A 23,116-nucleotide genomic window follows, 5' to 3' on the forward strand; every position below is an offset into this window, starting at 1 on the left:
GGGATTGCTTTGCAAACGCTTCGCGGCTCGCAATGACAGATGAGATGATTAATTGCGGCAAGCGAGTAGCATGGAATCCAAATCCCAAACCACACTCGCGAGGATAATTCGCACACAACGCGTCGCCGCGCTCGGCACGTTACGCGACTCCGCGCCGTTCGTCTCGCTGGTTCTGTTCGCCGCGTCGACGGATTTCATTGTGTATTATATTCACGTCAGCCGGCTCGCGCATCACACGCAAGACCTCGCGCGAGACCCGCGCGTCAGTCTGATGATCGCCGAGCGCGACGACGACGCGCGCGATCCGCAACAACTCGCGCGCGTCTCGATCCTGGGACACGCGGCGATGCTCGCGCCGGAAGATGCCGAGTACGCGTCGGCGCGTGCGGCGTACTTGACCAGGCATCCGGAGAACCAGTTCTTGTTCGAGTTCAAGGATTTTGCGTTGTGGCGTATCGAGGCGCAAAGCGCGCGTTATGTCGCCGGGTTTGCCCAGGCATTCACGTTGAACGCGGACGACTTGCGACGCGTGGCGCAGTCAGGGCGCGAATAAATTCTGCACGCGCGGGCTTGTTCGCGATTTCATTTTGGCGTACACGTACCATGCGGGTGTATAACAAACAACTCGGTCGAGTAGTCCACTCGACCGAGTTGTTTGCTCTTGTTGCATGAGACATCTGCGCGTTCAGCGTTCGCTCAACCATTGCATCCGATTGGCATTTTGGGTGTGAATGGTGACGATCAGGATGATGCACAACGTACTGGCAAGCGTCAATGTGGTGCCGAGAGTTTGCTCTCCCAGATTGGTAATCAACCGCCAGCTTTGTTCGATGAGGTTCGCCAGGTTCGCCGCGTTCGCCGCGATGATGATCGTCAACACTAATCGCGTAATCGAAAAACTCATGCGCCTCTCCTCCTGTTGTGATAAAACTGAGGCACGCGTTACCGAAAACTACACAAACGGAAACGCCCGCCAGTTTCTTTGCTTAACCCGACTTGGTGCGCGTTCTTGAGCGCGTTCGCTTGTTGTCCGGTCAAATCAAAAACGACCGCGCGTTCCGAATACACAATCAAGTCGAAAGTGTCGTAGGTGTTCGCCAGGACCCACCAGTCGGGACGTTCGGAAGTGATCGTCGTTTGACACGGTTCGTTCGCAATCGCGCCAATCGTTAATAGGGTAAGTCCCATCAAACCGACCAAAACGAACAAAAGGGTTAGTTTTTTCATTGGATCCCTCTCTCAATTGCCTGAAAGGTTTTTATTGATAGTTGAATGAGATTCACTATCATTTTACGCATTCACGGATGCCGAGCAATAGTCCGAAAGTACGTCCTCGAATGACATTGTTTTTAGGCGAAAATATGTGCTATAATCGTCGCCAATTGCGCCCGATCAACCTTGCACAGGTTTGATGGCGCGATCCCGCCCGAACCGAACGTGTATCTTTCGTAAGGATCATCTGGGTACCATCAATTTGCAATCGGATGGAGGAGACGTTGGATTTGGTAATTTTGACTGGGATTTGGTGGTTGGTAGGTTTTTCCGGCGCGATGATGCCGGGACCGGTGACGACGCTCGTGGTAACCGAAAGCGCGCGTCGCGGATTTCGCGCGGGACCGTTGGTAACGATTGGACATGTCGTGCTCGAACTCGTCATGGTGATCGCGTTGTACTTTGGCTTGGATCAACTGCTCAACCAAAATTCCGTCGCGGGTACGATTGGAATTCTTGGCGGCGTGTTCTTGCTGTGGATGGGGTGGAGTATCGCGCGGAGCGCGTGGCGCGGCGAGGTCTCGTTCGACGCGACGCGACGCGTGCGCGGCGCGGCATCGTCCGCACATCCAACGCTGGCGGGGATGTTCGCGACGATCGCGAATCCGTACTGGGTGTTGTGGTGGGCGTCTGTCGGCGCGGCGAACCTGATCGCGTTTCGCGCGTTCGGCGTCCTCGGCATTATCGCGTTTTACATCGGGCATACGCTCGCGGATTGGGTGTGGAATTGCGTGGTTGCGTTTGTCGTCGCCACCGGTCGCCGCGTGATGACGGATCGCATTTATCGCGGCATTCTGCTGGTGTGCGGGCTTTTCCTGATCGCGTTGAGCGTGTATTTCATGCGTGCAGGCATCAACTTTTTTTTAGCGTAGACGCGCTTGCCAAGCGCGTCAATTGGTGCTAGAATGCCATCACGTTCGCTTCGGCGCGGCTCACAGTCGCGCCGATTAATTTCTATAACAGGAGGATACTCGAATGGCAGATGAAACCGTAATGGGCTACTGCGTGAAAGAAAAGGCGCAAAAGCCGATGAAGGACGCGCAGTTAATCACGCTCAAGAACGGCAAGCAAGCATTGCAGGGCGTGTGTGCTTCGTGCGGTACCAAAATGACAAAGTTCGTTTCATCCAAAAAAGCCGCTCCCGTCTCCGCCTAGTGTGACGTTGCCCGTCTCGACGGAGAGACGGGTTTTTCTTTCTTGGAGGTAACGATGCGACCTCTTCGTTTTCTGTTGTTCTTCGCGATTTTTCTCGTCGCGTGCGCCACTCCCGCCGCGCCGACTCCGCCGCCCGACCCCAAGCTGGCGATTGCCGTAGACGACCTCGCGATTTTCCGGCACGCGCTGCTCCCCTCGCACCAAAACGATCTCGCTTTGATTGACCGCCCAACGCGTTATGAATTGAATCTGCGCTACGATGCTGCCACGCCCAGTTTGAGTGGAACGCAAGAGACGCTGTACACCAACCGCACGACCAAGCCGCTCAACGAAATATATTTTCGTCTCTTCGCCAACTATCCGGATTCCGGCGGCAAGATTGTCGTTTCAAATATGACGATTGGCGACGCACTGGTCACACCGACGCTCCAAGTGAGCGACACCGCGCTGCGCGCCCCGCTCGCCAATCCGCTCGCGCCGAACGCGGCGGCGCGCGTTCGTTTCGAGTGGACGCTGACGATTCCGCGTAATTCCAAAGCGCATTATTCCGATTTCGGTTTGTTCGATAATGTGACGACCTTGCCTTCGGCGATTCCATTGATTCCGGCATACGACGCGGCGGGCTGGCACATCGAATTGCCTCCGGCGTACGGCGATTTGGTTTACGCCGAAATGGCGTTGTTCGACGTCACGCTCACCGCGCCGACCGCGATGACGGTGATCGCGTCGGGTACGACGATAGACACGCGCGCGAACAACGACGGCACGACGACCTGGCATCTCGTCGGCGCGCCGATGCGCGATTTCGACATCAACTTGACCGAGCGATTGCAAAAGACCAGCGCGACGGTTGGCGAGACGACGATCCATTCGTGGCACGAACCGACGGACGCGGAAAGCGGCAAGCAAGCGTTGCAGTTTGCGACCGACGCGTTCAAGGTGTTCACGACACGTTTTGGCGCGTATCCGTACCGCGAACTCGACGTGATCGAAACGCCGACGACCGCGGGCGGCATCGAGTATCCGGGTGTGATCGTCATCGCGCGCGGGTTGTACCGCGAAACACGCCAGCGCGACTTTTTCGAGTTCGCGACGGCGCACGAAATTTCGCATCAGTGGTGGTACGCGCTTGTCGGCAACGATCAGGTGAACGCGCCCTGGGTAGACGAAGCGCTCGCGCAGTATAGTTCGCTCCTCTACTACGAGGACCTGCGCGGCGCGAATGCCGGACCGAACATCGTCAAGCAAGTGTTTCAGGGTCCGTACGAACGCGCGAAAAAAGAGGGACGCGACGCGGCGGTGAATCAACCGGTCAGTGCGTTCAACGAGCAGGGGTATGGTGAAATTGTGTACGGCAAAGCGCCGCTGTTCTACGATGCGATTCGCAAAAAGATGGGCGACGACGCGTTTTTCAAATTTCTGCGGACGTACTTTGAACGATTCCGCTACCGCGTCGCGACGCCGGAGGATGTGATTCGTATGGCGGAAGAGGTCGCGGGCGCAAGTCTGCGCGCGGAATATCAACAGTGGATTTTGAGTGGGGCAAAATAAAATATGGCGAAGGCAATATGCCTTCGCCATATTTCTTACCGGCGTCTTTTGGATTGCTTCAATGCGCGTTTTTCCAATGCATCCATTTTTTTCACGGTTTGCATACTCACAAATACCGCGACGGGCTTGTTGTATTTGGTAATGGTGATTGGTTCGTGATCGCGCGCGAATTGTTCGATCAATTGCTCCAAGTGCCGTCTGGCAAATGTGACACTGACTGTGGTCATTCTGCCCTCCGTTATCTTGCCGGTAATTTGGTAGTGTCGGTAGGGAACGCTCGCCGGAGCGTTCCCATGTATGTGGCGCAACCCGGGAACGGAACGGCGTCCGTTCCCTACGCCGACCGAATACCGAATTTGAAAATCAAAATTCATTACCGATTACACCCCGTAAATCTCCCCGAACTTGGTTTTGATGTACCGCATCCACGACTGCGTTTGCAGTGGTTCGCCGGTAATATCGCGCGCCAGTTTGTCGAGCGTAAACTTGCGCCCGTGCTGATGGACGTTCGCGCGGAGCCACGCGAGCAATTCCACAAACTCACCGCGTTCGATTTGCGCGGCCAGAGTCGGAATGTCGCGCGACGCTTTTTCCCACAACTGCGCGGAGAAGAATGTGCCGAGCGCGTACGTCGAGAAGTATCCGAAACTCGCGCTCGACCAGTGAATATCTTGCAAGCATCCCTGTGCGTCATTCGGCGGCGTAATACCGAGATACTCGCGCATCTTGGCGTTCCACGCGTCGGGCACATCCGCGACTTTAAGTTTACCGCTGATGAGCGCGATTTCCAATTCAAAGCGCAGCATGATGTGCAGGTTGTACGTCACTTCGTCCGCTTCGACGCGAATGTACGATGGCTTGACCTTGTTGATCGCGCGGTAGAACGATTCGGCGGTTTGGTCCGCGAGCTGTTCGGGAAAGATTTCGCGCAGACGCGGGAAAGAGTGCATCCAAAAACCGCGACTGCGTCCGACGATATTTTCCCACAAACGCGATTGCGATTCGTGTGTGCCGAGCGACGCGCCGCCTTCGAGCGGCGAGCGGTCGAGTTCGGCGCGATAGCCCATATCGTACAGCGCGTGTCCGCATTCGTGAATCGTGCCCATCAACGCGGTCGGCAGAAACTCGCGATCAATCCGCGTGGTGATGCGCGTGTCGCCCATGCCAAAACCAATCGTGAACGGATGCACCGATTTGTCCTGACGTCCGCCTTTGAAATCGAAACCGAGTTGCTGAATGACCGCGACGCCGAAATCCCACTGCTTTTGTTCGTCGTAGGCGCGATGCAACACCGCGTCGTCCACACGAGCCGAGTTGGCGATGACCGCGCGCGCAAAGGGCACGAGTTCTTTTTTCACACCGGCGAAAATCGCTTGCACTTGCGCGGTCGTCATTTCCGGTTCGTACTGATCGAGCAACGCGTCGTAGATTTGCTCGGTGTAACCGAGATAGTTCGCCTCTTGAATTTCGAGCGCGACGATTTTTTCGAGGTGCGGTTGGAACAACTTGAAATTCGATTCTTTGCGCGCCTGCGTCCACGCTTCGAGCGCGAGCGCGCTCGTGCGCGAGATTTCCTCGATGAGCGCGGGCGGGATGCGTTTCGCCTTTTCGTAATCGCGCCGCGTCACCCGAATCAAACTTGCGTCGTCCGAGTTGTACGGCAATTGCGCCGCGTATCCCGCGAGGTCGTCGAGCAAGGTGCCGATTTCGTCGGTGATGAAGAATTCGTGTGCGAGTTTATCGAGTATAGCGAGTTGCTCGGCGCGCGCTGCCGCACCTTTTGCCGGCATGTACGTCTGCTGGTCCCAGCCCAGCACTGCCGACGCGCGATGCAGATCGCTTACCGTCGCCAATCGTTTTTTGAGTTCTGCCAATTTCTGTTCCATTCATCTGCTCCATGTTGGTGATTTTCTTCGTGTTCTAATCCAGACGCCTGACGCGGTCGGCGCAAACGTCCGCTCATTTTGATTTCCGTCGTCACGATGTCGAGAACATAATGCGTCGCGTCAGCAATGACCGCGCCGACGTACACATCCACCAGAAAAAGTAGATTGTAAATCATATCCGCGCGGTCGCCTTCGAAATCGAAATCAATTTGCAAACCGATGCGCCGGAAAATATAGCGGAAGAGGATGATAAAGACGCTGAGAATCAATGCGGTGTACAAAAATCGCGCAGTCGTGCCGATGACCGGGATGTGCAAGCGGTCGCGATGCTTGACGAGTTTCGAGTAGGGCCACCAGAAGATCCGCAAGACGCCCCAGCCCTGGTTCGGTCGCGAATTGAACAAGTCCATATCCGGCGATAGGACGAACGTGGCGAGCGCGATGCCGGCATTGACGACGAGAATATCGGATGAAGACCAATGATCGTACACCATGTAGGCGGTCGTTGCTGTCGCCGCGACGCCACTGCCGAGCGTGTGACCCCAAAAACCGGGCATTTCAACTCCCCTAAAAATGTAGGACAAGTTGGAAACTTGTCCTGCTCCAAAAACGCGGGGACGATTATACTCTAGCGACGCGCAATTTGCAAACGATTTTTTGACGATACCGCGTCACGCGGCTATAATCGCACCATTCCGAGAATCGCGGGGTAGCGCTGTTCCGCGCGTACGAGACCGTTGGATTTTTTCTCCCACGAAGATCACGAAGAACACGAAATTTTAATTTTCTTGGTGACCTTTGTGTCCTTTGTGGACAAGGATATTTGAATGAGTTTTTCGGTTTCGGTATTCGGTCTGGGTTTGATGGGACGCCCGATGGCGCGTGTTCTTGTTGCGGCGGGGTTCGATGTACGCGGTTGGAATCGCTCGCAACTAGCCGACGAATTGACGCGCGGGATTCCACTCTGCGCGAATCTCATTGATGCCGCGCGCGCAGACGTGTGCTTGCTGATGCTCGCGGATTCGAACGCGGTGGATGCCGTGCTCGCGCAAATCGAACCGCACTTGTGCGCGGGACAACTTGTACTCGATATGAGTTCGTCCGATGCAATGCACTCGCGCGCGCACGCACAACGACTCGCCGCGAAAAATATCGGCTGGGTGGATGCGCCGGTGTCGGGCGGACCTGAGGGTGCGGCGGCGCACACACTCGCGATCATGGCAGGCGCGACGCAAGCCGATTTCGCGCGCGCCAAGCCGGTGCTCGACGCGCTGGGCGGCAACGTCGTGCATGTGGGCGAACCGGGCGCAGGGCACACCGTCAAAGCGATCAATCAACTCATCGTCGGGCTGACCATCGAAGCGGTCGCGGAAGCGTTGACGCTCGCCGAAAAACTGGGTCTCGATCCGCGCCGCGTGCAGCAAGCGTTGAAGGGCGGCTTTGCCGATTCCAAGATTCTACAGATTCACGGCACGCGAATGATCCATCGCGCGTACACACCCGGCGCCAAAGTTTGGTCGCACCTCAAAGATTTACGGCTCGCCAAGTCGCTCGCGGATTCAGCGCGTGTGCGCCTGCCGCATCTCGAAAGTACGCTCGCGATCTACGAGCGACTGGCGACACAAGGCGACGGTGAACTCGATCATTCTGCGCCGCACAAATTATTTTGGAAATAATACCTGGCAAGGGAGCAGGGGAGCGGTGGGGCAGGGGAGAGCAATTCTCCTTTGCACCCTTGCTCCCCAGCGCCCTGCGGATTTTCTGGAGGAATCAGATGAGCACAAACAAAACGATGCGCTCGGATATGGTTAAGAAAGGATTCGAGCGCGCGCCGCATCGCAGTCTCTTGCGCGCGACCGGCGTGATTCAGAGCGAGGACGATTGGAACAAGCCGTTCATCGCGATTGCGAATTCGTACACCGATATCATCCCAGGTCACGTGCATCTCAACGAGTTCGGCGAAGTCGTGCGCGCGGCGGTGCGCGAGGCGGGCGGCGTACCGTTCATGTTCAACACGATTGGCGTGGACGATGGCATCGCGATGGGACACATTGGGATGAAATACAGTCTCGCCTCGCGCGAACTCATCGCGGATTGCGTCGAGACGATGCTGAACGCGCACTGGTTCGACGGCGTTATTTGCATTCCGAACTGCGACAAGATTGTCCCAGGTATGTTGATGGCTTGTATGCGCGTCAACATCCCCACGATTTTTGTTAGCGGTGGTCCGATGGCGGCTGGCAAAATGGCGGACGGTCGCATCGTGGATTTGATTAGCGTGTTCGAAGGTGTTGGCGCGTTGCGCGCGGGCAAGATTGATCAGAAAGAGCTCGACGCGCTCGAACAGGTCGCGTGTCCCACGTGCGGCTCGTGCTCCGGCATGTTCACCGCGAACTCGATGAACTGTTTGTGCGAGGCGCTCGGCATGGCGTTGCCCGGTAATGGCACGATTCTCGCGATTGATCCGCGCCGCCACGAACTCGCACGCGCGGCGGCGAAGCAGTTGCTGAAATTGATTGACCTCGATTTGCGTCCGCGCGATATTGTCACGCCAGAAGCGATTGACAACGCGTTCGCGCTTGACATGGCGATGGGCGGCTCGACGAACACGGTGCTGCACACGCTCGCGCTCGCGCGTGAAGCCGGCGTTGAGTATCCGCTAGCGCGGCTCAACCAAGTGGCTCAACGTGTGCCGAACATCTGCAAGGTGTCGCCGTCATCGTCGTATCACGTCGAGGATGTTGAACGCGCCGGCGGCGTGTCCGCGATTTTGTCGGAGTTGTTCAAGCGCGAAGGCATTTTGCATCGCGATACGCGCACCGTCACCGGCAAATCGTTGTTCGAAAATGTGCAGGGCGTCGAGAGCCAGGACAAGCAGTGTGTTCGTTCGCTCGATAATCCGTACAGCGAACGCGGTGGGCTTGCGGTTTTGTTTGGCAATCTCGCACCCGAAGGCGCGGTCATCAAGTCCGCGGGTGTTGTGCCGGAGATGATGAAACATCGCGGACCCGCCGTCGTGTTCGAATCGCACGATGAAGCGAACGCGGGCATTCTTGCCGGCAAGGTCAAGGCGGGCGATGTCGTCGTGATTCGGTACGAAGGACCCAAGGGCGGACCCGGAATGCAAGAAATGCTCGCGCCCACTTCGAACATCATGGGTTTGGGCTTGGGCACATCCGTCGCGCTCATCACCGATGGACGATTCAGCGGCGGCACGCGCGGCGCGTGTATCGGGCACGTTTCGCCGGAAGCCGCGGCGGGCGGACCGATCGGTTTGATTCGCGATGGCGACATGATCGCGATTGATATTCCTGGGTGCGCGCTCAACGTCGAGGTGTCGGATGAAGAACTCGCGCGGCGTCGCGCCGAGTGGAATCCGGTGAGACGCGAGTTGAATGGTTGGCTCAAACGCTACGCGGCGATGGTCACATCCGGCAGTCAGGGCGCGGTGTTGGCAGTCTAATCGGCGCGATGTTTCACGTTAAGCACAAGATACAGTGTTTAGTTCGTTTGTGCGACACAACATCTTGTATTTGCGAAAACAGTCCTGAAATGGTCAAAAATCAATCAATTTGCCAACCATTTTGACTTGTGCTATAATGCGCCCACTTTCGGACAAGGAAATTCACTGGAAGGGAGAAGCGCATGGCGCTCAAGAAGGCAGAAAAGACTGCCATAATGGAAAAATTCCACACGCACGACAAGGACACCGGATCACCTGAAGTGCAAATCGCGTTGTTGACCACGCGCATCAACCAGCTTGTCGAGCACCTCAAAGGACACAAACAAGATAATCACTCTCGTCGGGGTCTTTTGAAAATGGTCGGTGAACGCCGACGCCACCTGAGCTACCTCAGCAAAAAAGACGCAACTCGCTACAAGGAAATTGTCGGTCGGCTAGGGTTGCGCAAATAACAGGCGACACTTAACGAGTAGATGCGGCGCGCGGCAGACCCATCTACTCGTTTGTTTGTTGCTTGCGAATTAACAATCGAATAAACAAAAAAATTTTTGCCCCATCGTCGAGGGCGGGAATTGGAGAGTGCCTCTCAGTAAATAGTAAACAGTGAACAGTAAACAGTCTTGACTGTTCACTGTTCACTGTTCACTGCATACTGGGGTTCACTCTCCAGTCCCTGACCTCCGATGCGGGCTACTAGTTCAATAGAGCAATAGTTGATAGTGCGAGTGTTCATTCTTGCCGCGCACGACAACTATCGCACTAACGCACTATTGCACTATCGAACTAACTCGGAGGTTCTGAATGAACAACATCCACACTCTCTCGATTCCGTTCGGCGATGGAACGCTGACAGTCGAGACCGGCAAGCTTGCCGGACAAGCCAGCGGCGCGGTCACGGTTCGCCACGGCGACACGATGATTCTCGCGACCGCAACGGGCGCGTCTGCACCGCGTGAAGGTACAGACTTTTTTCCGCTCACCGTTGATTACGAAGAGCGACTCTATGCCGCCGGTAAAATTCCCGGTGGTTTCTTCAAACGCGAAGGTAGACCCGGCGAACAAGCCATTCTGCTCTGCCGTTTGACTGACCGTCCCCTACGCCCCATGTTCCCCAAAGGGTTCCGCAACGACGTCAACATCGTCATCACCGCGCTTTCCGCCGACCAGGAACACTACATTGACATCCTCTCGATCATCGGCGCGTCCGCCGCGTTGACGATCAGCGAGTTGCCGTTTGCCGGTCCCGTCGGCGCGGTGCGGGTTGGTTACATTGACGGACAGTTCGTCTTCAATCCGACCAACACGCAAATGGAAAAATCACTGCTCGATTTGCGTCTCGCCGGAACTAAGGACGCGGTCATCATGGTCGAAGCCGGCGCGAGCGAAGTGACCGAAGAGTTGATGCTCGAAGCGTTGCAAAAAGGTCACGATGCGATGCAAGCGGTGATCGCGCTGCAAAATCAATTGCGCGATCAAGTTGGCAAGCCGAAGAAGGATTATGCGCTCCACACCTTGAGCGAAGAATTGAAAAGCGGCTTGCGCGAAAAACTTGGTTCGCGCATCACCGACACGATCAAGACCGTCGGCGTGAAATCGGAACGCAACGAATCGCTCGACGCGCTCAAAGCCGAAATGGTCGCCGCGTTCGCGGAGAAATTCTCGGCGGCGGATGTCGCCGAAGCGTTCGAGTACCAGGTCAAAGCCGAACTGCGTGCGATGGTGCTCAACGAAGGTCGCCGCGCGGACGGACGCGATTACACGACGATTCGCCCGATCAGTATCGAATCCGGTTTGCTCCCGCGCGCGCACGGTTCCGGTTTGTTCACGCGCGGCGAGACCCAGGTTCTCACGATTGCGACGCTGGGTATGCCGAGCGAATCGCAAACGATTGATTCGCTTTCGCCCGAGGACGAAAAGCGCTACATGCACCATTATAATTTCCCGCCGTACTCGGTCGGCGAAGCGCGTTCCTCGCGCGGACCCGGTCGGCGCGAGATCGGGCACGGCGCGCTCGCGGAACGCGCGCTCGCTGAAGTGATTCCGGACGCGAGCGAATTTCCGTACACGATTCGCCTCGTCTCCGAAGTCATGTCGTCGAACGGTTCGACCTCGATGGCGAGCGTGTGCGGCTCGACGCTCGCGTTGATGGACGCGGGCGTGCCGATCAAAGCGCCGGTCGCCGGTGTCGCGATGGGTCTCATCGCCGAAGGCGACCGCTATGCGATTCTTACTGACATCATCGGCATGGAAGATTTTCTCGGCGACATGGATTTCAAAGTTGCGGGCAGCGCGGACGGCATCACCGCGTTGCAACTCGATTTGAAATTGCAAGGCGTCGCCCCAGACTTGTTGCACAAGGCGATGATGCAAGCGAAGCAAGCGCGCTTGTTCATCCTCGGCAAAATGCTCGATGTGTTGCCCGAGCCGCGTCAGACGATCTCGCCGTTTGCGCCGCGCATCATGACGGTCAAGATTGATCAGGAAAAAATCGGCGCGGTGATCGGTCCGGGCGGCAAGACGATTCGCAAACTGCAAGAAGAATTCGGCGTCAAGATTGACATTGAAGAAGATGGCACCGTGTTCATCTCGTCGGTCAACGGCGAAGGCGCGGCGCTCGCGCAAGAACGCGTGCGCGCGATGACCGAATCGCCCAAGGTCGGCGCGATTTACACCGGCAAGATCACGCGCATCGAAGATTATGGCGTGTTCGTCGAGTTGGTGCCGGGCACGGACGGCATGGTGCACGTTTCGCAGTTGGATACCGAGCCGGTCAAGAGTCCGCGCGACCAATTCAAACTCGGCGATGACATGATGGTGATGGTCATCGCGATTGACGATGCCGGCAAGATTCGCCTTTCGCGTCAAGCCGTGCTCGAAGGGTGGACGGCGGAGCAAGCCGCGGAGCGCGATCGCGGTCCGCGCGGCGGCGGTGATCGCGGTGATCGCGGCGGACGCGGCGGTGGTGATCGCGGCGGCTATCGCGGCGCACGCGGACGCGATGATGATCGCGGCGAACGGCGCGGCGGCTTCCGACCACGACGATAATCGCGAGTGGCGAGTGACGGGTGACGAGTGGCGGATCATTTTTGCGACACGTCACTCGTCCTTTTTTATCAGAGGATGCGATGCAAGTGCAAGTCAAGTTCTTTGCGATTTTCCGCGAGATGGTCGGTAAGAAAAACGACGCGAAAGAAATCGCGGAGGGTACGACCGTTGAAGCGTTGTGGCGCGAGTACGCGGTCGCGAGTCCGCGTCTCGGTAATCTGCGCGCGGCGTACTCGGTGAATCAACACCTCGTCAAAGGCGATCATGTTTTGCGTGATGGCGACGAGGTGGGTTTCTTGCCGCCCGTCAGCGGCGGGCAAGTAAAAAGTAAAAAGGTAAAAGCTAAAAGTAAAATTCGCGTGCATTCGCGTAATTCGCGGATAACCAAGAACGCGTTGATCACGACTCGTCGGCTCGACTTGAACGCGCTCGTCGAGCGCGTCGAGTTTTCCGGCGCGGGTGCGATCCTGGTGTTTAGCGGCGTCGTGCGCGATAACGCGCGTGGCAAATCGGTCAAGCACCTCGAGTACGAAGCATACCCCGAAATGGCGGAACGCTCGCTGAACCAAATCATCGCCGAGATTCACGAACGCTGGGGCGACGTGCGCGTCGCGATGGCGCATCGCGTCGGCAAACTAAAAATCGGTGAGGCGAGTCTTGTGATCGCGGTTGCGTCGCCGCATCGTCCCGACGCGTATGCCGCGTCGCGTTATGCCATCGAGCGCGTCAAGGCGATCGTGCCGGTCTGGAAAAAAGAATTCACGCTCGACGGTGAAGACTGGGTCGAGGGTCCTATCGCCGGTGAGTTATCGCCGGACAAGGCGGAACAGATTGTCGCCGACGCGGAACGCGCGCATCCGTAGGGGATGCTACGGCGAGCGTTCCCTACTAAATTGCCATGTCCTCAGATTTTTACAAAATCCTGCAAGTTGATCCATCGGCGGAACCGGAAATCATCGAAGCCGCGTACAAACGATTGGTGCGCAAATACCACCCCGATGTCAACACGCTGCCCGACGCGACCGCGCGCATCCAAGAGATCAACGACGCGTACGAGGTGTTGAGCAATCCAGCTCTCCGCGCCGAGTACGATTGGCAGAGACAGGTCGCACTGTTACCCCCACCGGCTCGGCGCAAGCCGGTCTCCGCCCCGCGTTGGTGGTTAATCACTACGTTGGGAGTGGCGGGTGCGTTACTGATCCTGGGTGCGTGTGCGTTCTTTTCCGGCGCGTTCGTCTTCTTGCGCGAGCAACTCGCGCCCACATCCACGCGCGTCGCGCGGATCGCTACCGCCATCACGATTGTCGCGCCATCGCCTACGCTCACGCGCACGTTCACCCCGGAACCCACTTTCACGCGCACGCGCACGCCGCGTCCCACCCTGCGACCTTCGGCAACGCCAACGTCCGCGCCGCTTGGTTTCGCGCGCGAGCGACCGATGCCGCTGGGACAGGGTGTTGTGTGGACTGGACGCGAAGGCGAGCAAATCCGTTTCACGCTACTCAACGCGTATCGCGGCGATGAAGCGCGGATGTTGATTCAATCCGCGAATCCCGCGAACCCCGCGCCGCCGCCGGACTGGGTGTACCTGTTGTTCAAAGTGCGCGCGGAATTTGTGAAAGCGGGACTCAAGTCATCGGTTCAGCTTTCGGAGTATGATTTTCGCGCGCTCGCATCCCAGGAATACGCGGTGACCGACGCGCCGACGCTCGCGCCGCCCTCGCCGCGTTTGATGAAGACGCTCGCCGCCGGCGAATCGCTCGAGGGTTGGATCGCGTTCGCGATTCCCGCGGACGAAGCGGACGCGGTTCTTGCGTACGGTCAAACGATTTTTCCGAACGAGATGCGCGTGTGGATGAGTGTGCGGTGAGACTGCGATTTTTTGACTAGCCGGCGTTATGTGATATAATCGAATCAAGTTTAACAATCGAAATCGCAAAGGTGACCCGACCGCAAGGTCGCACTCGACGGTGCGCGTGGGTCTCAATAGGGCAAGTCCGGTTCCAGTCCGGCGCTGTCCCGCAACTGTAAGTTAGTCTAGTGCAATAGTGCGATAGTGTGTTAGTGCGTTAGTTCGTTCAGTCTCTCTACATCCTTCCACTACCGCACTATCGAACTATCCAACTATCGCACTAGAACACTAACAAGCCAGAACACCTGCCTTTGCAAGCGAACGTCTTGTTTCATGCGTTCGTATTCCGAGCAACCTTCGCGAGAAAGGGGGCAGGGTCATGAACAACACGGTTTAACCCCCTCTGCCTTTCGTAAGGCAGAGGGATTTTTTATTTCGACGGCGGACGCGTTCTGGTAGGGAACGCTCGCCGGAGCGTGCATCCGAATTTGAAAATCAAGATAGGAGCAAGTGATGAATAAGCGAATCGTTTTTCTGATCGGATTTCTCGCGCTGGTGTTGAGCGCATGTGCGCCGACTCCACCCCCGACCCAGGTTCCGCCGACGAGCGCGCCCGCGGCATTCCCGCTGACGATCACGGACGACGCGGGACGGGCGGTCACGATCAAAGCGGAACCCAAGCGCGTCGTCTCGCTCGCGCCGAGCAACACCGAAACGATCTACGCGCTCGGCAAAGGCGCGACCGTCGTCGGTGTGACCGAGTATTGCAATTTTCCGCCGGAAGCAAAAGAGAAACCCAAGGTCGGCGGGTTTGCGAAAATAGATCTCGAAAAAGTCGTCGGACTCTCGCCCGATCTTGTGCTCGCGACGAACATTCACGCAAAAAGCATCGTGCCCGAACTCGAAAAACGCGGACTGACTGTCGTGGTCATGGATCCGAAGAATATGACGGAAGTGATCGGCAAGCTCACGACGTTTGGCAAAATGCTCGGCGCGAATGAGGACGCGGGCAAACTCGCCGCGCAACTCAAGAGCCGGATGGACGCGATTATTTCTCAAGTGGCAACGGCGAAGACCAAGCCGCGCGTCTTTTACGAAATTGACAAGAGTCTCTACACGCCCGGTCCGGGTTCCTTCATTGACGATATGCTCGTACAAGCCGGCGGCGTGAACATTGCCGCCGCCGCGAAAGGCAACTTTGTTCAACTGAGCGTCGAAACGATCATCGCGCAAGACCCCGAAGTGATTTTCCTGGGCGATATGAATTTTGGCGAGACACCCGAAAAAATCAAGGTGCGTCCTGGTTGGGCAAATATCACCGCGGTCAAAACCGGGCGCATCGTTCCGCTGCCGAATGAGGATGTCATTTCGCGTCCGGGTCCGCGCATCGTCGAGGGATTCGAAATGCTCGCGCGCGGGCTGTATCCCGATTTATTCAAATGATGTAAAACGCAACTGGGTTGTCATTGCGAGGGCGGTTTTCGCCCGAAGCAATCACCCCTCCCAACCCTCCCCTTGTTAAGGGGAGGGCTAGGGCTCCCAATCCTCCCCTTAACAAGGGGAGGGCTAGGGTGGGGTTGAAGATTGCTTCGCCGCTTCGCGGCTCGCAATGACATGCTGAATCGAAATGACAAACCGCACACAGAATTCAAATGATTGAAGTACCGCGCGAAGCAAGGGCGCAATCTAATGCGCCCGATAAAACTGAAAACATCATTCCTGGGTCGCGTCATCGCGGCACAATCTTGTTGATCGCCGCGCTCGGCGTCATCATAACCGGCGCGGTTGCCGCAACCTTCGGCTCGGTCGCGATTCCGTTAGAGACGCTCGCGCGCATGATCGTGGTCAAATTGCCGGGCGCGCCCATCGCAGTGACGTGGCAAGCGAGCTGGGAAACGATTCTGTTCGACATTCGTTTGCCGCGCGTCGTGCTCGCGGGCTTGGTCGGCATCGCGCTCGCGACATCGGGCGCGACCTACCAGGGTCTGTTACGCAACCCGCTCGCCGATCCGTACTTGATCGGTGTGTCGTCCGGCGCGGCGCTCGGCGCGACGATTGCCATCGTCTTTTCTGTGGAGTTTGCAGGCGCGCTGCCGCTGTTCGCATTCCTGGGTGCGATCGGCGCGACGTTCGGCATCTACGCGCTCGCGCAATCCGACGGACGCGCCACGCCGACGACGTTGATTCTCGCGGGCGTCGCGCTCGGCGCGTTCCTCTCGGCGATCACGTCGTTCTTGATGTTTCGCAGTGACAGCGCGTTTCGTTCGTTTCAAATTATCGCGTGGATGATGGGCAGTTTTTCGTTGAGCAATTGGCAACAAGTACTCATTCTGTTGCCGTACCTCGCGCTGGGTTGGTTCGTCTTGTTCCTGCACGCGCGGTACTTGAACGTGTTGCAACTCGGCGAGACGCAGGCGCAGCAACTCGGCGTGCCGGTCGAGCGCGTGACGTTGACGCTCGTCGTCGCAACCTCGCTCGTCACCGCGGCGGCGGTCGCGGTGAGCGGCTTGATCGGTTTCGTCGGTTTGATCGTGCCGCACGCGGTTCGCCTCGTGTGGGGACCCGATCACCGGTTTCTCTTGCCGATGTGCGCGTTGCTTGGCGCGATGTTTCTCATTATCGCGGACACGCTCGCGCGCACACTGCTCGCGCCGAGCGAATTGCCGGTCGGCATCATTACGGCGTTTTGCGGTGCGCCGTTTTTTCTGTACTTGCTGCGGCGCAAAAGGGAGGTGCTGGGATGAACGCGATTCAATTGCGCGCGGAAGACGTGGAGTTCTCGTACAACCACAAACCGATTCTCGATGGGGTGAGCATGCAAGTGGAACCCGGCGAGATGGTCGGTTTGGTCGGTCCAAATGGCGCGGGCAAGTCCACGCTGATTAAATTGTTGAGCCGCGTGCTCACGCCGCAACGCGGACACGTCTGGCTCGATGGTCAGACCCTTGATCAACTCGCGCCCGACCTGGTCGCGCGTCGCGTCGCTGTCGTGCCGCAAATGTTCGACGTGCCGAACGGATTCACCGCGTTCGAAATCGTGATGATGGGGCGCACACCGCACCTGGGTTGGCTCAAGAGCGAAAGCGCGCGGGATGTTGAAATCGCGCGCGAGGCGATGCGCGCGACCGGCACCTGGGCGTTGGCGAATCGGATGATGCATCAACTTTCCGGCGGCGAGCGACAACGCGTCATCATCGCGCGCGCGCTCGCGCAAGAACCCAGGGTGCTCTTGCTCGACGAACCGACCGCGCACCTCGACGTGACGCATCAAATCGAAGTGATGGAGATCACGCGACGACTGAAGCACGCACGCGCACTCGCGATCCTGGGTGTCTTTCACGATCTGAATCTCGCCACGCAGTACTGCGACCGCATCGTTCTATTGAAAGAGGGACGCGTGTTTGCGGCGGGCAAACCGAGCGACGTCATCACGAGCGAAATCTTGCGTGCGGTGTACGGCATCGAGATGTGCGTGTTCCCGCACCCGCGCAACCAATTGCCCGCGGCGTTGATTGTAGGGAATGGCGGATAGCAAATGGCGGAGGACGCAATATGCAATATGCCATCTGTCCTTCGCAGAGGATATGACATGCGACAAGGGTTAGTGATTGTCAATACGGGAAACGGCAAAGGGAAAAGCACGGCGGCATTCGGCACGGTGTTGCGCGCGTGGGGACGTGGAATGCGCGTCTGCGTGATTCAATTCATCAAAGCGGAAACCGGCAACTGGGGCGAGACGCAAGCCGCGCGCAAAATGCAACTCGAATGGCATACGATGGGCGACGGATTTACGTGGCTGTCGAAAGACATCGAGGCGACGAAGGATAAAGTGCGCGCGGCGTGGCAACTCGCGCAAGAAAAAATCGCGAGCAGCGCGTTCGATCTCGTCGTGCTCGATGAAATGACGTACGCGTTTCACTACCAATGGCTCGACATCAATCAAGTGATCGCGTGGTTGCGCGAACACAAGCCGGCGGAGATGCATCTCATCATCACCGGGCGCGACGCGCCGGACGAACTCATCGAGTATGCCGATCTCGTCACCGAAATGCGCGAGATCAAACATCCGTACGCGCGCGGCATCAAAGCGCAAGCGGGAATCGAATTTTAACCAGACTGCCGACCACCGCCCACTGTTTTGCGGGCTACTCTCAGCGGTCGGCAGTTACATCATCAAAGGAGCAACGTGAACTTTCTCAATGAAACAATTGCGCAGATCCAACCGCTCGACGCGAACGCGCTGAATGCGGCGCGCGCGCGGCAAGACCAACTGACCAAACCCCAGGGCGCGATGGGACGACTCGAAACGCTTTCGATTCAACTTGCCGGCATCACCGCGCAGCCGCGTCCGCGATTCAAACAGCCCGCGGTCATTATGATGGCGGGCGATCACGGCGTCGCGCGGCAAGGCGTCAGTGCGTATCCCGCCGAAGTGACCCCACAAATGGTGTTCAACTTTTTGCAGGGCGGCGCGGCGATCAACGTGCTCGCGCGACACGTCGGCGCGCGCGTCGTCGTCGTAGATATGGGCGTCGCGAGCGACATGCCGGCGCATCCGAATTTGGTCAACGCGAAAATCGCGCTCGGCACGCGCGATTTTTCGGTTGGTCCGGCGATGACGCGCGAGGAAGCGCAACGCGCGGTCGAAGCCGGGATTCGTGTGGTAACACACGAGATCGAACGCGGCGTGGACATTGTCGGCACTGGCGATATGGGCATCGGCAATACGACGCCGTCCGCCGCGATTGCCTCTGTCATCACGCGGCGCGCGGTGCGCGAAGTGACCGGGCGCGGCACAGGTGTGGACGACGCGGGACTCGCACGCAAGGTCGCGATGATTGAACGCGCGATTCAAGTCAATCAGCCGAACGCGAGCGACGCGCTCGACGTGCTCGGTGATGTCGGTGGATTCGAAATCGCCGGACTCGCGGGCGTGATGATCGGTGCGGCGTCCAAGCGCGTGCCGGTCGTGATTGACGGATTTATTTCCGGCGCGGCGGCGCTCATCGCGTACGGACTCACGCCGGCGGTGCAGCCGTACTTGATCGCCGCGCATCGCTCCGTCGAAATCGGTCATCGCGCGATTCTCGACCATCTGCGCGTCGAACCCTTGCTCGATCTCGATTTGCGATTGGGCGAAGGCACCGGCGCGGCGCTCGGCATTTCGTTGTGTCTCGCCGCCGCGAAAATTCTCGACGAGATGGCGACGTTCGCGGATGCCGGCGTCTCTGAAAAAGCGTAATTGGTAATTGGTTATTACCAATTACCAATTACCAAATTTTGTCATGCGACTACTCGCCGCGCTCAGTTTCCTAACTTCAATCCCGATTCGCCGCGAATTCACGCCGAACCAGGTGGGACGTTCACTCGCGTTCTTTCCGGTCGTCGGCGCGCTGCTCGGCGCGATCCTGGTCGCGCTCGACGTGGTACTCGCGCGCGTCTTTCCATCGCTCGTCGTGAACGCGGGGTTGCTCGTGGCAACGATTCTGCTGACCGCCGCGCTGCATCTCGACGGGTGGATGGATTGTTGCGATGGATTGTTCGGACACAAGACGCTCGACGCGCGATTGCGAATCATGCGCGAGCCGCAGGTCGGCGCGTTCGGTGTGGCGGGCGGCGTGTTGATGGTGTTACTCAAATTCGCCGCGCTCGCAAGTTTGACGAGTCCACTGCGAACGCTCGCGCTCGTGATCGCCCCGGTCTTTTCGCGTTGGGCGATGGCGTACGCGGTGTTCGTTTATCCGTACGGACGCGCGTCGGGCAAGGGCAGTGTGTTCAAAGAAAACGCGCGCCGCGTGGATTTAATTATCGCGACGATTCTCGCGCTCGCGTTCACGCTTCCGCTGGTCGGCGGCGTCGCGATAGCCATCCTGGGTCTCGCGTGGCTCATCGCGATTCTCGTCGCGCGCTTTGCGATCGCACGCATCGAAGGATTGACCGGCGACGTGTACGGCGCGATCAACGAGTGCGTTGAGGTTTTGCTGTGGCTGATGTTAACGATCCAATTCTAATTCCCGGTATCGCGCTCGCGATAGATGAACGCGCGGTGCGTGTGGCGAGCGAGCGACCGCTCGCCGTGTTGAGTTCCGCCGTCGTTGGCGCAGAGTTGCGCGCGACGCGACACATCGTCAACATGCACGTCGTCAAGGGTTATCATTGCGCGAATCCCGAAGACGATCTCACCGCGTTTGCCGCGCAGTGTGGCATCACTGAATTGTTCGTCGGTATGATGACGGCGGCGTGGACGCAGAACGCGCGCGTTGCCATCGAAACGCACGCGGACATCTCGGTTGCCGCGATTGTCACCGCGGGCTTGGGCAACGCGATGAATGTGGGCGTCTCTCCGCCGCGCGCGCTGAGCGCGGGAACGATCAACATCATCTTGCTGATTGACGCCGCGTTGACGCAAGCCGCGCAAGCAAACGCGATCATCACCGCGACCGAAGCGAAAACGATGACACTGATCGAACGCGATGCGCGCACACGCGACGGCGACCGTGCAAGTGGCACGTCCACCGATTCCGTCGTCGTCGCGTGTACAAATCGCGGCGAGCCGATGCGCTACGCCGGTTCGGCGACAGTTGTCGGTTGGCTCATCGGTCGCGCGGTGCGCCGCGCGCTGGGATGGATGCCGGGGAAATAGTGTTCGGTGTCTAGTATTCAGTGTTCAGTGTTCAGTCTCAACACTGAATACTGAATAGACTTTATTGGAAACAACTTTTGTCTCTCGCCAAGACGCAAAGCACGCAAAGAAGCATATTGAAAAAACTTGCGTTCTTGGCGGCTTGGCGAGATATGCCTTATTCCCGATAATGTCTAATACTGTTGACTGCTGACTATCCCACTGTCTCACTGAAATGACTGCTCTCCTGATACTCTTGCTTGCAATCGCAATTGACCTCGCGCTCGGCGATCCGCCAACGGCGCTGCACCCGACTGGTTGGATGGGGCAGTGGCTTTACCTTGGCAAGAAGTGTTCGCCGCAACGGGGTGCGCTCGCGCAATTTGTTTTTGGCGTTTTGCTCATCATCCTGGGTGCGCTCTTGTTCGCGTTGCCCGCGTATTTTGGTTTGAACGCATTGCACGCGTGGAACGACATCGCCTTTGTCATTGTCAGCGCGATGATTTTGAAGACGACCTTCACGTTGCGCGGCTTGATGCGCGCCGCGCGCGATACGCAACGCGCGCTCGACGCGCACGACCTGGTTGAAGCGCGACGGCTCGTCGCGTGGCATCTCGTCAGCCGCGATACGCGCACACTCGACGAGCCGCATGTCGTTTCGGCGACGGTCGAATCGGTCGCCGAAAATATCGCGGATAGTTTTGTCGCGCCGCTGTTGTTTTTTGCGTTGTTCGGCGTGCCTGGCGCGCTCGCGTATCGTTTGGTCAATACCGCCGACGCGATCATCGGTTATCACGGCGCGACCGAGTATCTGGGCAAGTTCGCCGCGCGGCTCGACGATGTGCTCAACTGGATTCCCGCGCGCGTGTCCGGCGCGCTCGTGGTGATCGCCGCGTTCATCGCGCGTGCGAATGCGCGCAACGCGTGGCGCGTGATGCTGCGCGATTACGCGCGCACCGAAAGCCCCAACGCCGGGTGGACGATGAGCGCGATGGCGGGCGCGCTCGATACGCAACTCGAAAAAATCGCGCACTACCAACTTGGCGACGCAACGCGCGCGACTGTACCTGGGATGATCTCGCAATCGTTGTGCGTGATGTTCATTGCATCGTTATCCTGGGTCGTATTGCTTTCTGCCTACTGCCTACTGCTTTCTGAATAATCACTGCCATGTCTATCAAACCCCGCCCAGAACTAGACGCTGTCCGCGCCGCAACGCACGGCGGCTTTCATGCCGACGAGTGGAACGCGCTCGGTGCGGTGATTGATTTTTCGTCGAACGTCAATCCGTTCGGCGTGTCGCCGCGCGTGCGCGAGGCGTTGGCGCGCGTTTCGTTCGAGCGACATCCCGACCCGGACGCGAGCGAACTGCGCGACGCGATTGCAAATCGTTTGGGAGTTTCGCCCGATCACATCGTCGTCGGCAACGGCTCGCTCGAATCGATTCGCGGCGTTGCGCTCGCGTACTTGCGTCCAGGGGACACCGCGCTCATCGTCGGTCCCACGTTCGGCGAGTATCGCGTCGGCGCGCAGATCATGGGCGCGCGCATCGTCCAGGTTGATGCACGCGCGCGCGACGAGTTTCGCCTGGATGTGAACGCGCTTGCCGCGCGCGTCGCCAAAGAAAAACCGCGCCTCGCGTTCATCTGCAATCCGAACAATCCGACCGGCGCGTACTTGACGCGCGAGCAAATCGAAATGCTCGTCGCCGCGTCCGACGAAACGTTGTGGGTACTCGACGAGGCGTTTGTCGCGTTTATGCAAGACGAAGAACGCGTGATTGCGAAGCGGGCAAACGTGGTTGCGATGCGTTCGATGACCAAGCATTACGCGATCCCTGGGTTACGACTTGGGTACGCAGTCGCGCATCCCGACATCGTTGCCGCGCTTGCCAAGGTGCGCGCGCCGTGGAGCGTCAACGCGATGGCGCAAGCCGCTGGACTCGCGGTGTTGCAAGACGACGCGTTTCTGCGCGACACGCTCGCGCGCATTCGCGCGGCATCGCAAGAATTGCGCGATGGCATCACGCGGCTCGGTTGGCGCGTGATACCATCGGCGGTTCACTTTTTTCTCGTCGAGGTCGGCGACGCGCGCGCGTTTCGCGCCGCGCTCGCGCAACGCGGATGCCTCGTGCGCGATTGCGCGTCATTCGGCTTGCCGGAATTCGTGCGCCTCGCGACGCGTACACCCGCAGAAAACACGCGCTTGATCACGGCGTTGGAATCACTCAACCTTGCGAAGGTTTAGAACCTTCGCAAGGATTTCTGCAT

Annotated in this window: 24 protein-coding genes and 1 riboswitch; of the genes, 19 read left to right on the forward strand and 5 right to left on the reverse strand. The window is 58.2% G+C overall.

Features of this window, described 5'->3' with window-relative positions; all coding sequences use genetic code 11:
* The first annotated feature begins 70 nt into the window (after positions 1-70).
* Positions 71-553, forward strand: a complete 483-nt coding sequence (locus tag HY868_03780) for a pyridoxamine 5'-phosphate oxidase family protein (protein ID MBI5301233.1) — start codon at positions 71-73, stop codon at positions 551-553.
* A 132-nt stretch (positions 554-685) separates the two neighbouring features.
* Here HY868_03780 and HY868_03785 read toward each other — a convergent pair whose 3' ends face one another.
* A complete protein-coding gene (locus tag HY868_03785; protein ID MBI5301234.1) occupies positions 686-904 on the reverse strand; it encodes a hypothetical protein in 219 nt (72 codons plus the stop codon).
* A 38-nt stretch (positions 905-942) separates the two neighbouring features.
* The gene (locus HY868_03790) at positions 943-1,227 is read right to left on the reverse strand and encodes a hypothetical protein (protein MBI5301235.1); all 285 of its coding nucleotides are present in this window, start codon (positions 1,225-1,227) and stop codon (positions 943-945) included.
* 269 nt (positions 1,228-1,496) lie between these two features.
* Here HY868_03790 and HY868_03795 point away from each other — a divergent pair, with 269 nt between their 5' ends.
* The 3 genes from HY868_03795 (at position 1,497) to HY868_03805 (ending at position 3,978) form a co-directional block, all read left to right on the forward strand.
* On the forward strand, positions 1,497-2,144 hold the full coding sequence (locus HY868_03795) for a LysE family transporter (GenBank protein MBI5301236.1): 648 nt from the start codon (positions 1,497-1,499) through the stop codon (positions 2,142-2,144).
* Between the two features lie 103 nt (positions 2,145-2,247).
* On the forward strand, positions 2,248-2,427 hold the full coding sequence (locus HY868_03800; protein ID MBI5301237.1) for a hypothetical protein: 180 nt from the start codon (positions 2,248-2,250) through the stop codon (positions 2,425-2,427).
* Between the two features lie 54 nt (positions 2,428-2,481).
* On the forward strand, positions 2,482-3,978 hold the full coding sequence (locus HY868_03805; protein MBI5301238.1) for a M1 family metallopeptidase: 1,497 nt from the start codon (positions 2,482-2,484) through the stop codon (positions 3,976-3,978).
* Positions 3,979-4,013: 35 nt separating this feature from the next.
* Here the strand turns inward: HY868_03805 and HY868_03810 are convergent, their stop codons facing one another.
* The 3 genes from HY868_03810 to HY868_03820 form a co-directional block, all read right to left on the reverse strand.
* Positions 4,014-4,205 carry a type II toxin-antitoxin system Phd/YefM family antitoxin gene (locus HY868_03810; GenBank protein MBI5301239.1) on the reverse strand — a complete coding sequence of 64 codons (192 nt, stop codon included), beginning with the start codon at positions 4,203-4,205 and terminating at the stop codon, positions 4,014-4,016.
* Positions 4,206-4,358: 153 nt separating this feature from the next.
* A complete protein-coding gene (locus tag HY868_03815) occupies positions 4,359-5,864 on the reverse strand; it encodes a carboxypeptidase M32 (GenBank protein MBI5301240.1) in 1,506 nt (501 codons plus the stop codon).
* A complete protein-coding gene (locus HY868_03820; GenBank protein ID MBI5301241.1) occupies positions 5,819-6,421 on the reverse strand; it encodes a DUF2227 family putative metal-binding protein in 603 nt (200 codons plus the stop codon). Before HY868_03820 ends, HY868_03815 begins: the two co-directional genes overlap by 46 nt.
* 270 nt (positions 6,422-6,691) lie before the next feature.
* Between HY868_03820 and HY868_03825 the strand changes: the two genes are divergently transcribed.
* The 15 genes from HY868_03825 to HY868_03895 all read left to right on the forward strand — a co-directional run bounded on the left by HY868_03825 (position 6,692) and on the right by HY868_03895 (position 23,093).
* A complete protein-coding gene (locus HY868_03825; GenBank protein ID MBI5301242.1) occupies positions 6,692-7,540 on the forward strand; it encodes an NAD(P)-dependent oxidoreductase in 849 nt (282 codons plus the stop codon).
* A gap of 116 nt (positions 7,541-7,656) precedes the next feature.
* The gene (gene ilvD / locus HY868_03830) at positions 7,657-9,327 is read left to right on the forward strand and encodes a dihydroxy-acid dehydratase (GenBank protein ID MBI5301243.1); all 1,671 of its coding nucleotides are present in this window, start codon (positions 7,657-7,659) and stop codon (positions 9,325-9,327) included.
* Positions 9,328-9,509: 182 nt separating this feature from the next.
* On the forward strand, positions 9,510-9,779 hold the full coding sequence (gene rpsO, locus HY868_03835; protein ID MBI5301244.1) for a 30S ribosomal protein S15: 270 nt from the start codon (positions 9,510-9,512) through the stop codon (positions 9,777-9,779).
* Positions 9,780-10,128: 349 nt separating this feature from the next.
* Entirely contained in the window at positions 10,129-12,372 is a 2,244-nt protein-coding gene (locus HY868_03840) for a polyribonucleotide nucleotidyltransferase (protein MBI5301245.1), read from the forward strand.
* Between the two features lie 80 nt (positions 12,373-12,452).
* On the forward strand, positions 12,453-13,235 hold the full coding sequence (locus HY868_03845) for a molybdenum cofactor biosynthesis protein MoaE (protein ID MBI5301246.1): 783 nt from the start codon (positions 12,453-12,455) through the stop codon (positions 13,233-13,235).
* 35 nt (positions 13,236-13,270) lie between these two features.
* Positions 13,271-14,242, forward strand: coding sequence for a J domain-containing protein (locus HY868_03850; GenBank protein ID MBI5301247.1), 972 nt, complete (start codon positions 13,271-13,273; stop codon positions 14,240-14,242).
* Between the two features lie 52 nt (positions 14,243-14,294).
* Positions 14,295-14,552: riboswitch (cobalamin riboswitch) on the forward strand.
* Positions 14,553-14,737: 185 nt separating this feature from the next.
* A complete protein-coding gene (locus HY868_03855; GenBank protein MBI5301248.1) occupies positions 14,738-15,667 on the forward strand; it encodes an ABC transporter substrate-binding protein in 930 nt (309 codons plus the stop codon).
* Positions 15,668-15,876: 209 nt separating this feature from the next.
* Positions 15,877-16,968: an iron chelate uptake ABC transporter family permease subunit gene (locus HY868_03860; GenBank protein MBI5301249.1), complete on the forward strand. Its 1,092-nt coding sequence runs from the start codon at positions 15,877-15,879 to the stop codon at positions 16,966-16,968.
* Positions 16,965-17,756 carry a heme ABC transporter ATP-binding protein gene (locus HY868_03865; GenBank protein ID MBI5301250.1) on the forward strand — a complete coding sequence of 264 codons (792 nt, stop codon included), beginning with the start codon at positions 16,965-16,967 and terminating at the stop codon, positions 17,754-17,756. The genes HY868_03860 and HY868_03865 overlap by 4 nt, the downstream gene beginning before the upstream one ends.
* Before the next feature lie 27 nt (positions 17,757-17,783).
* Positions 17,784-18,335 (forward strand): cob(I)yrinic acid a,c-diamide adenosyltransferase, encoded by a 552-nt coding sequence (gene cobO / locus HY868_03870; protein ID MBI5301251.1) that lies wholly within the window; start codon positions 17,784-17,786, stop codon positions 18,333-18,335.
* 75 nt (positions 18,336-18,410) lie between these two features.
* The gene (cobT, locus tag HY868_03875; GenBank protein MBI5301252.1) at positions 18,411-19,466 is read left to right on the forward strand and encodes a nicotinate-nucleotide--dimethylbenzimidazole phosphoribosyltransferase; all 1,056 of its coding nucleotides are present in this window, start codon (positions 18,411-18,413) and stop codon (positions 19,464-19,466) included.
* A 43-nt stretch (positions 19,467-19,509) separates the two neighbouring features.
* Positions 19,510-20,235 (forward strand): adenosylcobinamide-GDP ribazoletransferase, encoded by a 726-nt coding sequence (gene cobS, locus HY868_03880; protein MBI5301253.1) that lies wholly within the window; start codon positions 19,510-19,512, stop codon positions 20,233-20,235.
* Positions 20,208-20,867: an adenosylcobinamide amidohydrolase gene (locus HY868_03885; protein MBI5301254.1), complete on the forward strand. Its 660-nt coding sequence runs from the start codon at positions 20,208-20,210 to the stop codon at positions 20,865-20,867. Before cobS ends, HY868_03885 begins: the two co-directional genes overlap by 28 nt.
* A gap of 214 nt (positions 20,868-21,081) precedes the next feature.
* Positions 21,082-22,008 carry a cobalamin biosynthesis protein gene (locus tag HY868_03890; protein MBI5301255.1) on the forward strand — a complete coding sequence of 309 codons (927 nt, stop codon included), beginning with the start codon at positions 21,082-21,084 and terminating at the stop codon, positions 22,006-22,008.
* A gap of 8 nt (positions 22,009-22,016) precedes the next feature.
* Entirely contained in the window at positions 22,017-23,093 is a 1,077-nt protein-coding gene (locus HY868_03895) for a histidinol-phosphate aminotransferase family protein (protein ID MBI5301256.1), read from the forward strand.
* The last annotated feature ends 23 nt before the right edge of the window (positions 23,094-23,116 follow it).

This window comes from Chloroflexota bacterium (assembly GCA_016219275.1).
Lineage (GTDB): Bacteria > Chloroflexota > Anaerolineae > UBA4142 > UBA4142 > JACRBM01.

What these genes read in the sequence shown, in the direction of transcription:
- HY868_03780 (MBI5301233.1), top strand. Translation starts at nt 71, where the DNA reads ATGGAATCCAAATCCCAAACCACACTCGCGAGGATAATTCGCACACAA.
- cobS (MBI5301253.1), top strand. Translation starts at nt 19,510, where the DNA reads ATGCGACTACTCGCCGCGCTCAGTTTCCTAACTTCAATCCCGATTCGC.
- rpsO (MBI5301244.1), top strand. Translation starts at nt 9,510, where the DNA reads ATGGCGCTCAAGAAGGCAGAAAAGACTGCCATAATGGAAAAATTCCAC.
- HY868_03845 (MBI5301246.1), top strand. Translation starts at nt 12,453, where the DNA reads ATGCAAGTGCAAGTCAAGTTCTTTGCGATTTTCCGCGAGATGGTCGGT.
- HY868_03865 (MBI5301250.1), top strand. Translation starts at nt 16,965, where the DNA reads ATGAACGCGATTCAATTGCGCGCGGAAGACGTGGAGTTCTCGTACAAC.
- ilvD (MBI5301243.1), top strand. Translation starts at nt 7,657, where the DNA reads ATGCGCTCGGATATGGTTAAGAAAGGATTCGAGCGCGCGCCGCATCGC.
- HY868_03815 (MBI5301240.1), bottom strand. Translation starts at nt 5,864, where the DNA reads ATGGAACAGAAATTGGCAGAACTCAAAAAACGATTGGCGACGGTAAGC.
- HY868_03840 (MBI5301245.1), top strand. Translation starts at nt 10,129, where the DNA reads ATGAACAACATCCACACTCTCTCGATTCCGTTCGGCGATGGAACGCTG.
- HY868_03810 (MBI5301239.1), bottom strand. Translation starts at nt 4,205, where the DNA reads ATGACCACAGTCAGTGTCACATTTGCCAGACGGCACTTGGAGCAATTG.
- HY868_03850 (MBI5301247.1), top strand. Translation starts at nt 13,271, where the DNA reads ATGTCCTCAGATTTTTACAAAATCCTGCAAGTTGATCCATCGGCGGAA.
- HY868_03790 (MBI5301235.1), bottom strand. Translation starts at nt 1,227, where the DNA reads ATGAAAAAACTAACCCTTTTGTTCGTTTTGGTCGGTTTGATGGGACTT.
- HY868_03825 (MBI5301242.1), top strand. Translation starts at nt 6,692, where the DNA reads ATGAGTTTTTCGGTTTCGGTATTCGGTCTGGGTTTGATGGGACGCCCG.
- HY868_03860 (MBI5301249.1), top strand. Translation starts at nt 15,877, where the DNA reads ATGATTGAAGTACCGCGCGAAGCAAGGGCGCAATCTAATGCGCCCGAT.
- cobO (MBI5301251.1), top strand. Translation starts at nt 17,784, where the DNA reads ATGCCATCTGTCCTTCGCAGAGGATATGACATGCGACAAGGGTTAGTG.
- HY868_03800 (MBI5301237.1), top strand. Translation starts at nt 2,248, where the DNA reads ATGGCAGATGAAACCGTAATGGGCTACTGCGTGAAAGAAAAGGCGCAA.
- HY868_03855 (MBI5301248.1), top strand. Translation starts at nt 14,738, where the DNA reads ATGAATAAGCGAATCGTTTTTCTGATCGGATTTCTCGCGCTGGTGTTG.
- HY868_03820 (MBI5301241.1), bottom strand. Translation starts at nt 6,421, where the DNA reads ATGCCCGGTTTTTGGGGTCACACGCTCGGCAGTGGCGTCGCGGCGACA.
- HY868_03895 (MBI5301256.1), top strand. Translation starts at nt 22,017, where the DNA reads ATGTCTATCAAACCCCGCCCAGAACTAGACGCTGTCCGCGCCGCAACG.
- HY868_03805 (MBI5301238.1), top strand. Translation starts at nt 2,482, where the DNA reads ATGCGACCTCTTCGTTTTCTGTTGTTCTTCGCGATTTTTCTCGTCGCG.
- HY868_03890 (MBI5301255.1), top strand. Translation starts at nt 21,082, where the DNA reads ATGACTGCTCTCCTGATACTCTTGCTTGCAATCGCAATTGACCTCGCG.
- HY868_03785 (MBI5301234.1), bottom strand. Translation starts at nt 904, where the DNA reads ATGAGTTTTTCGATTACGCGATTAGTGTTGACGATCATCATCGCGGCG.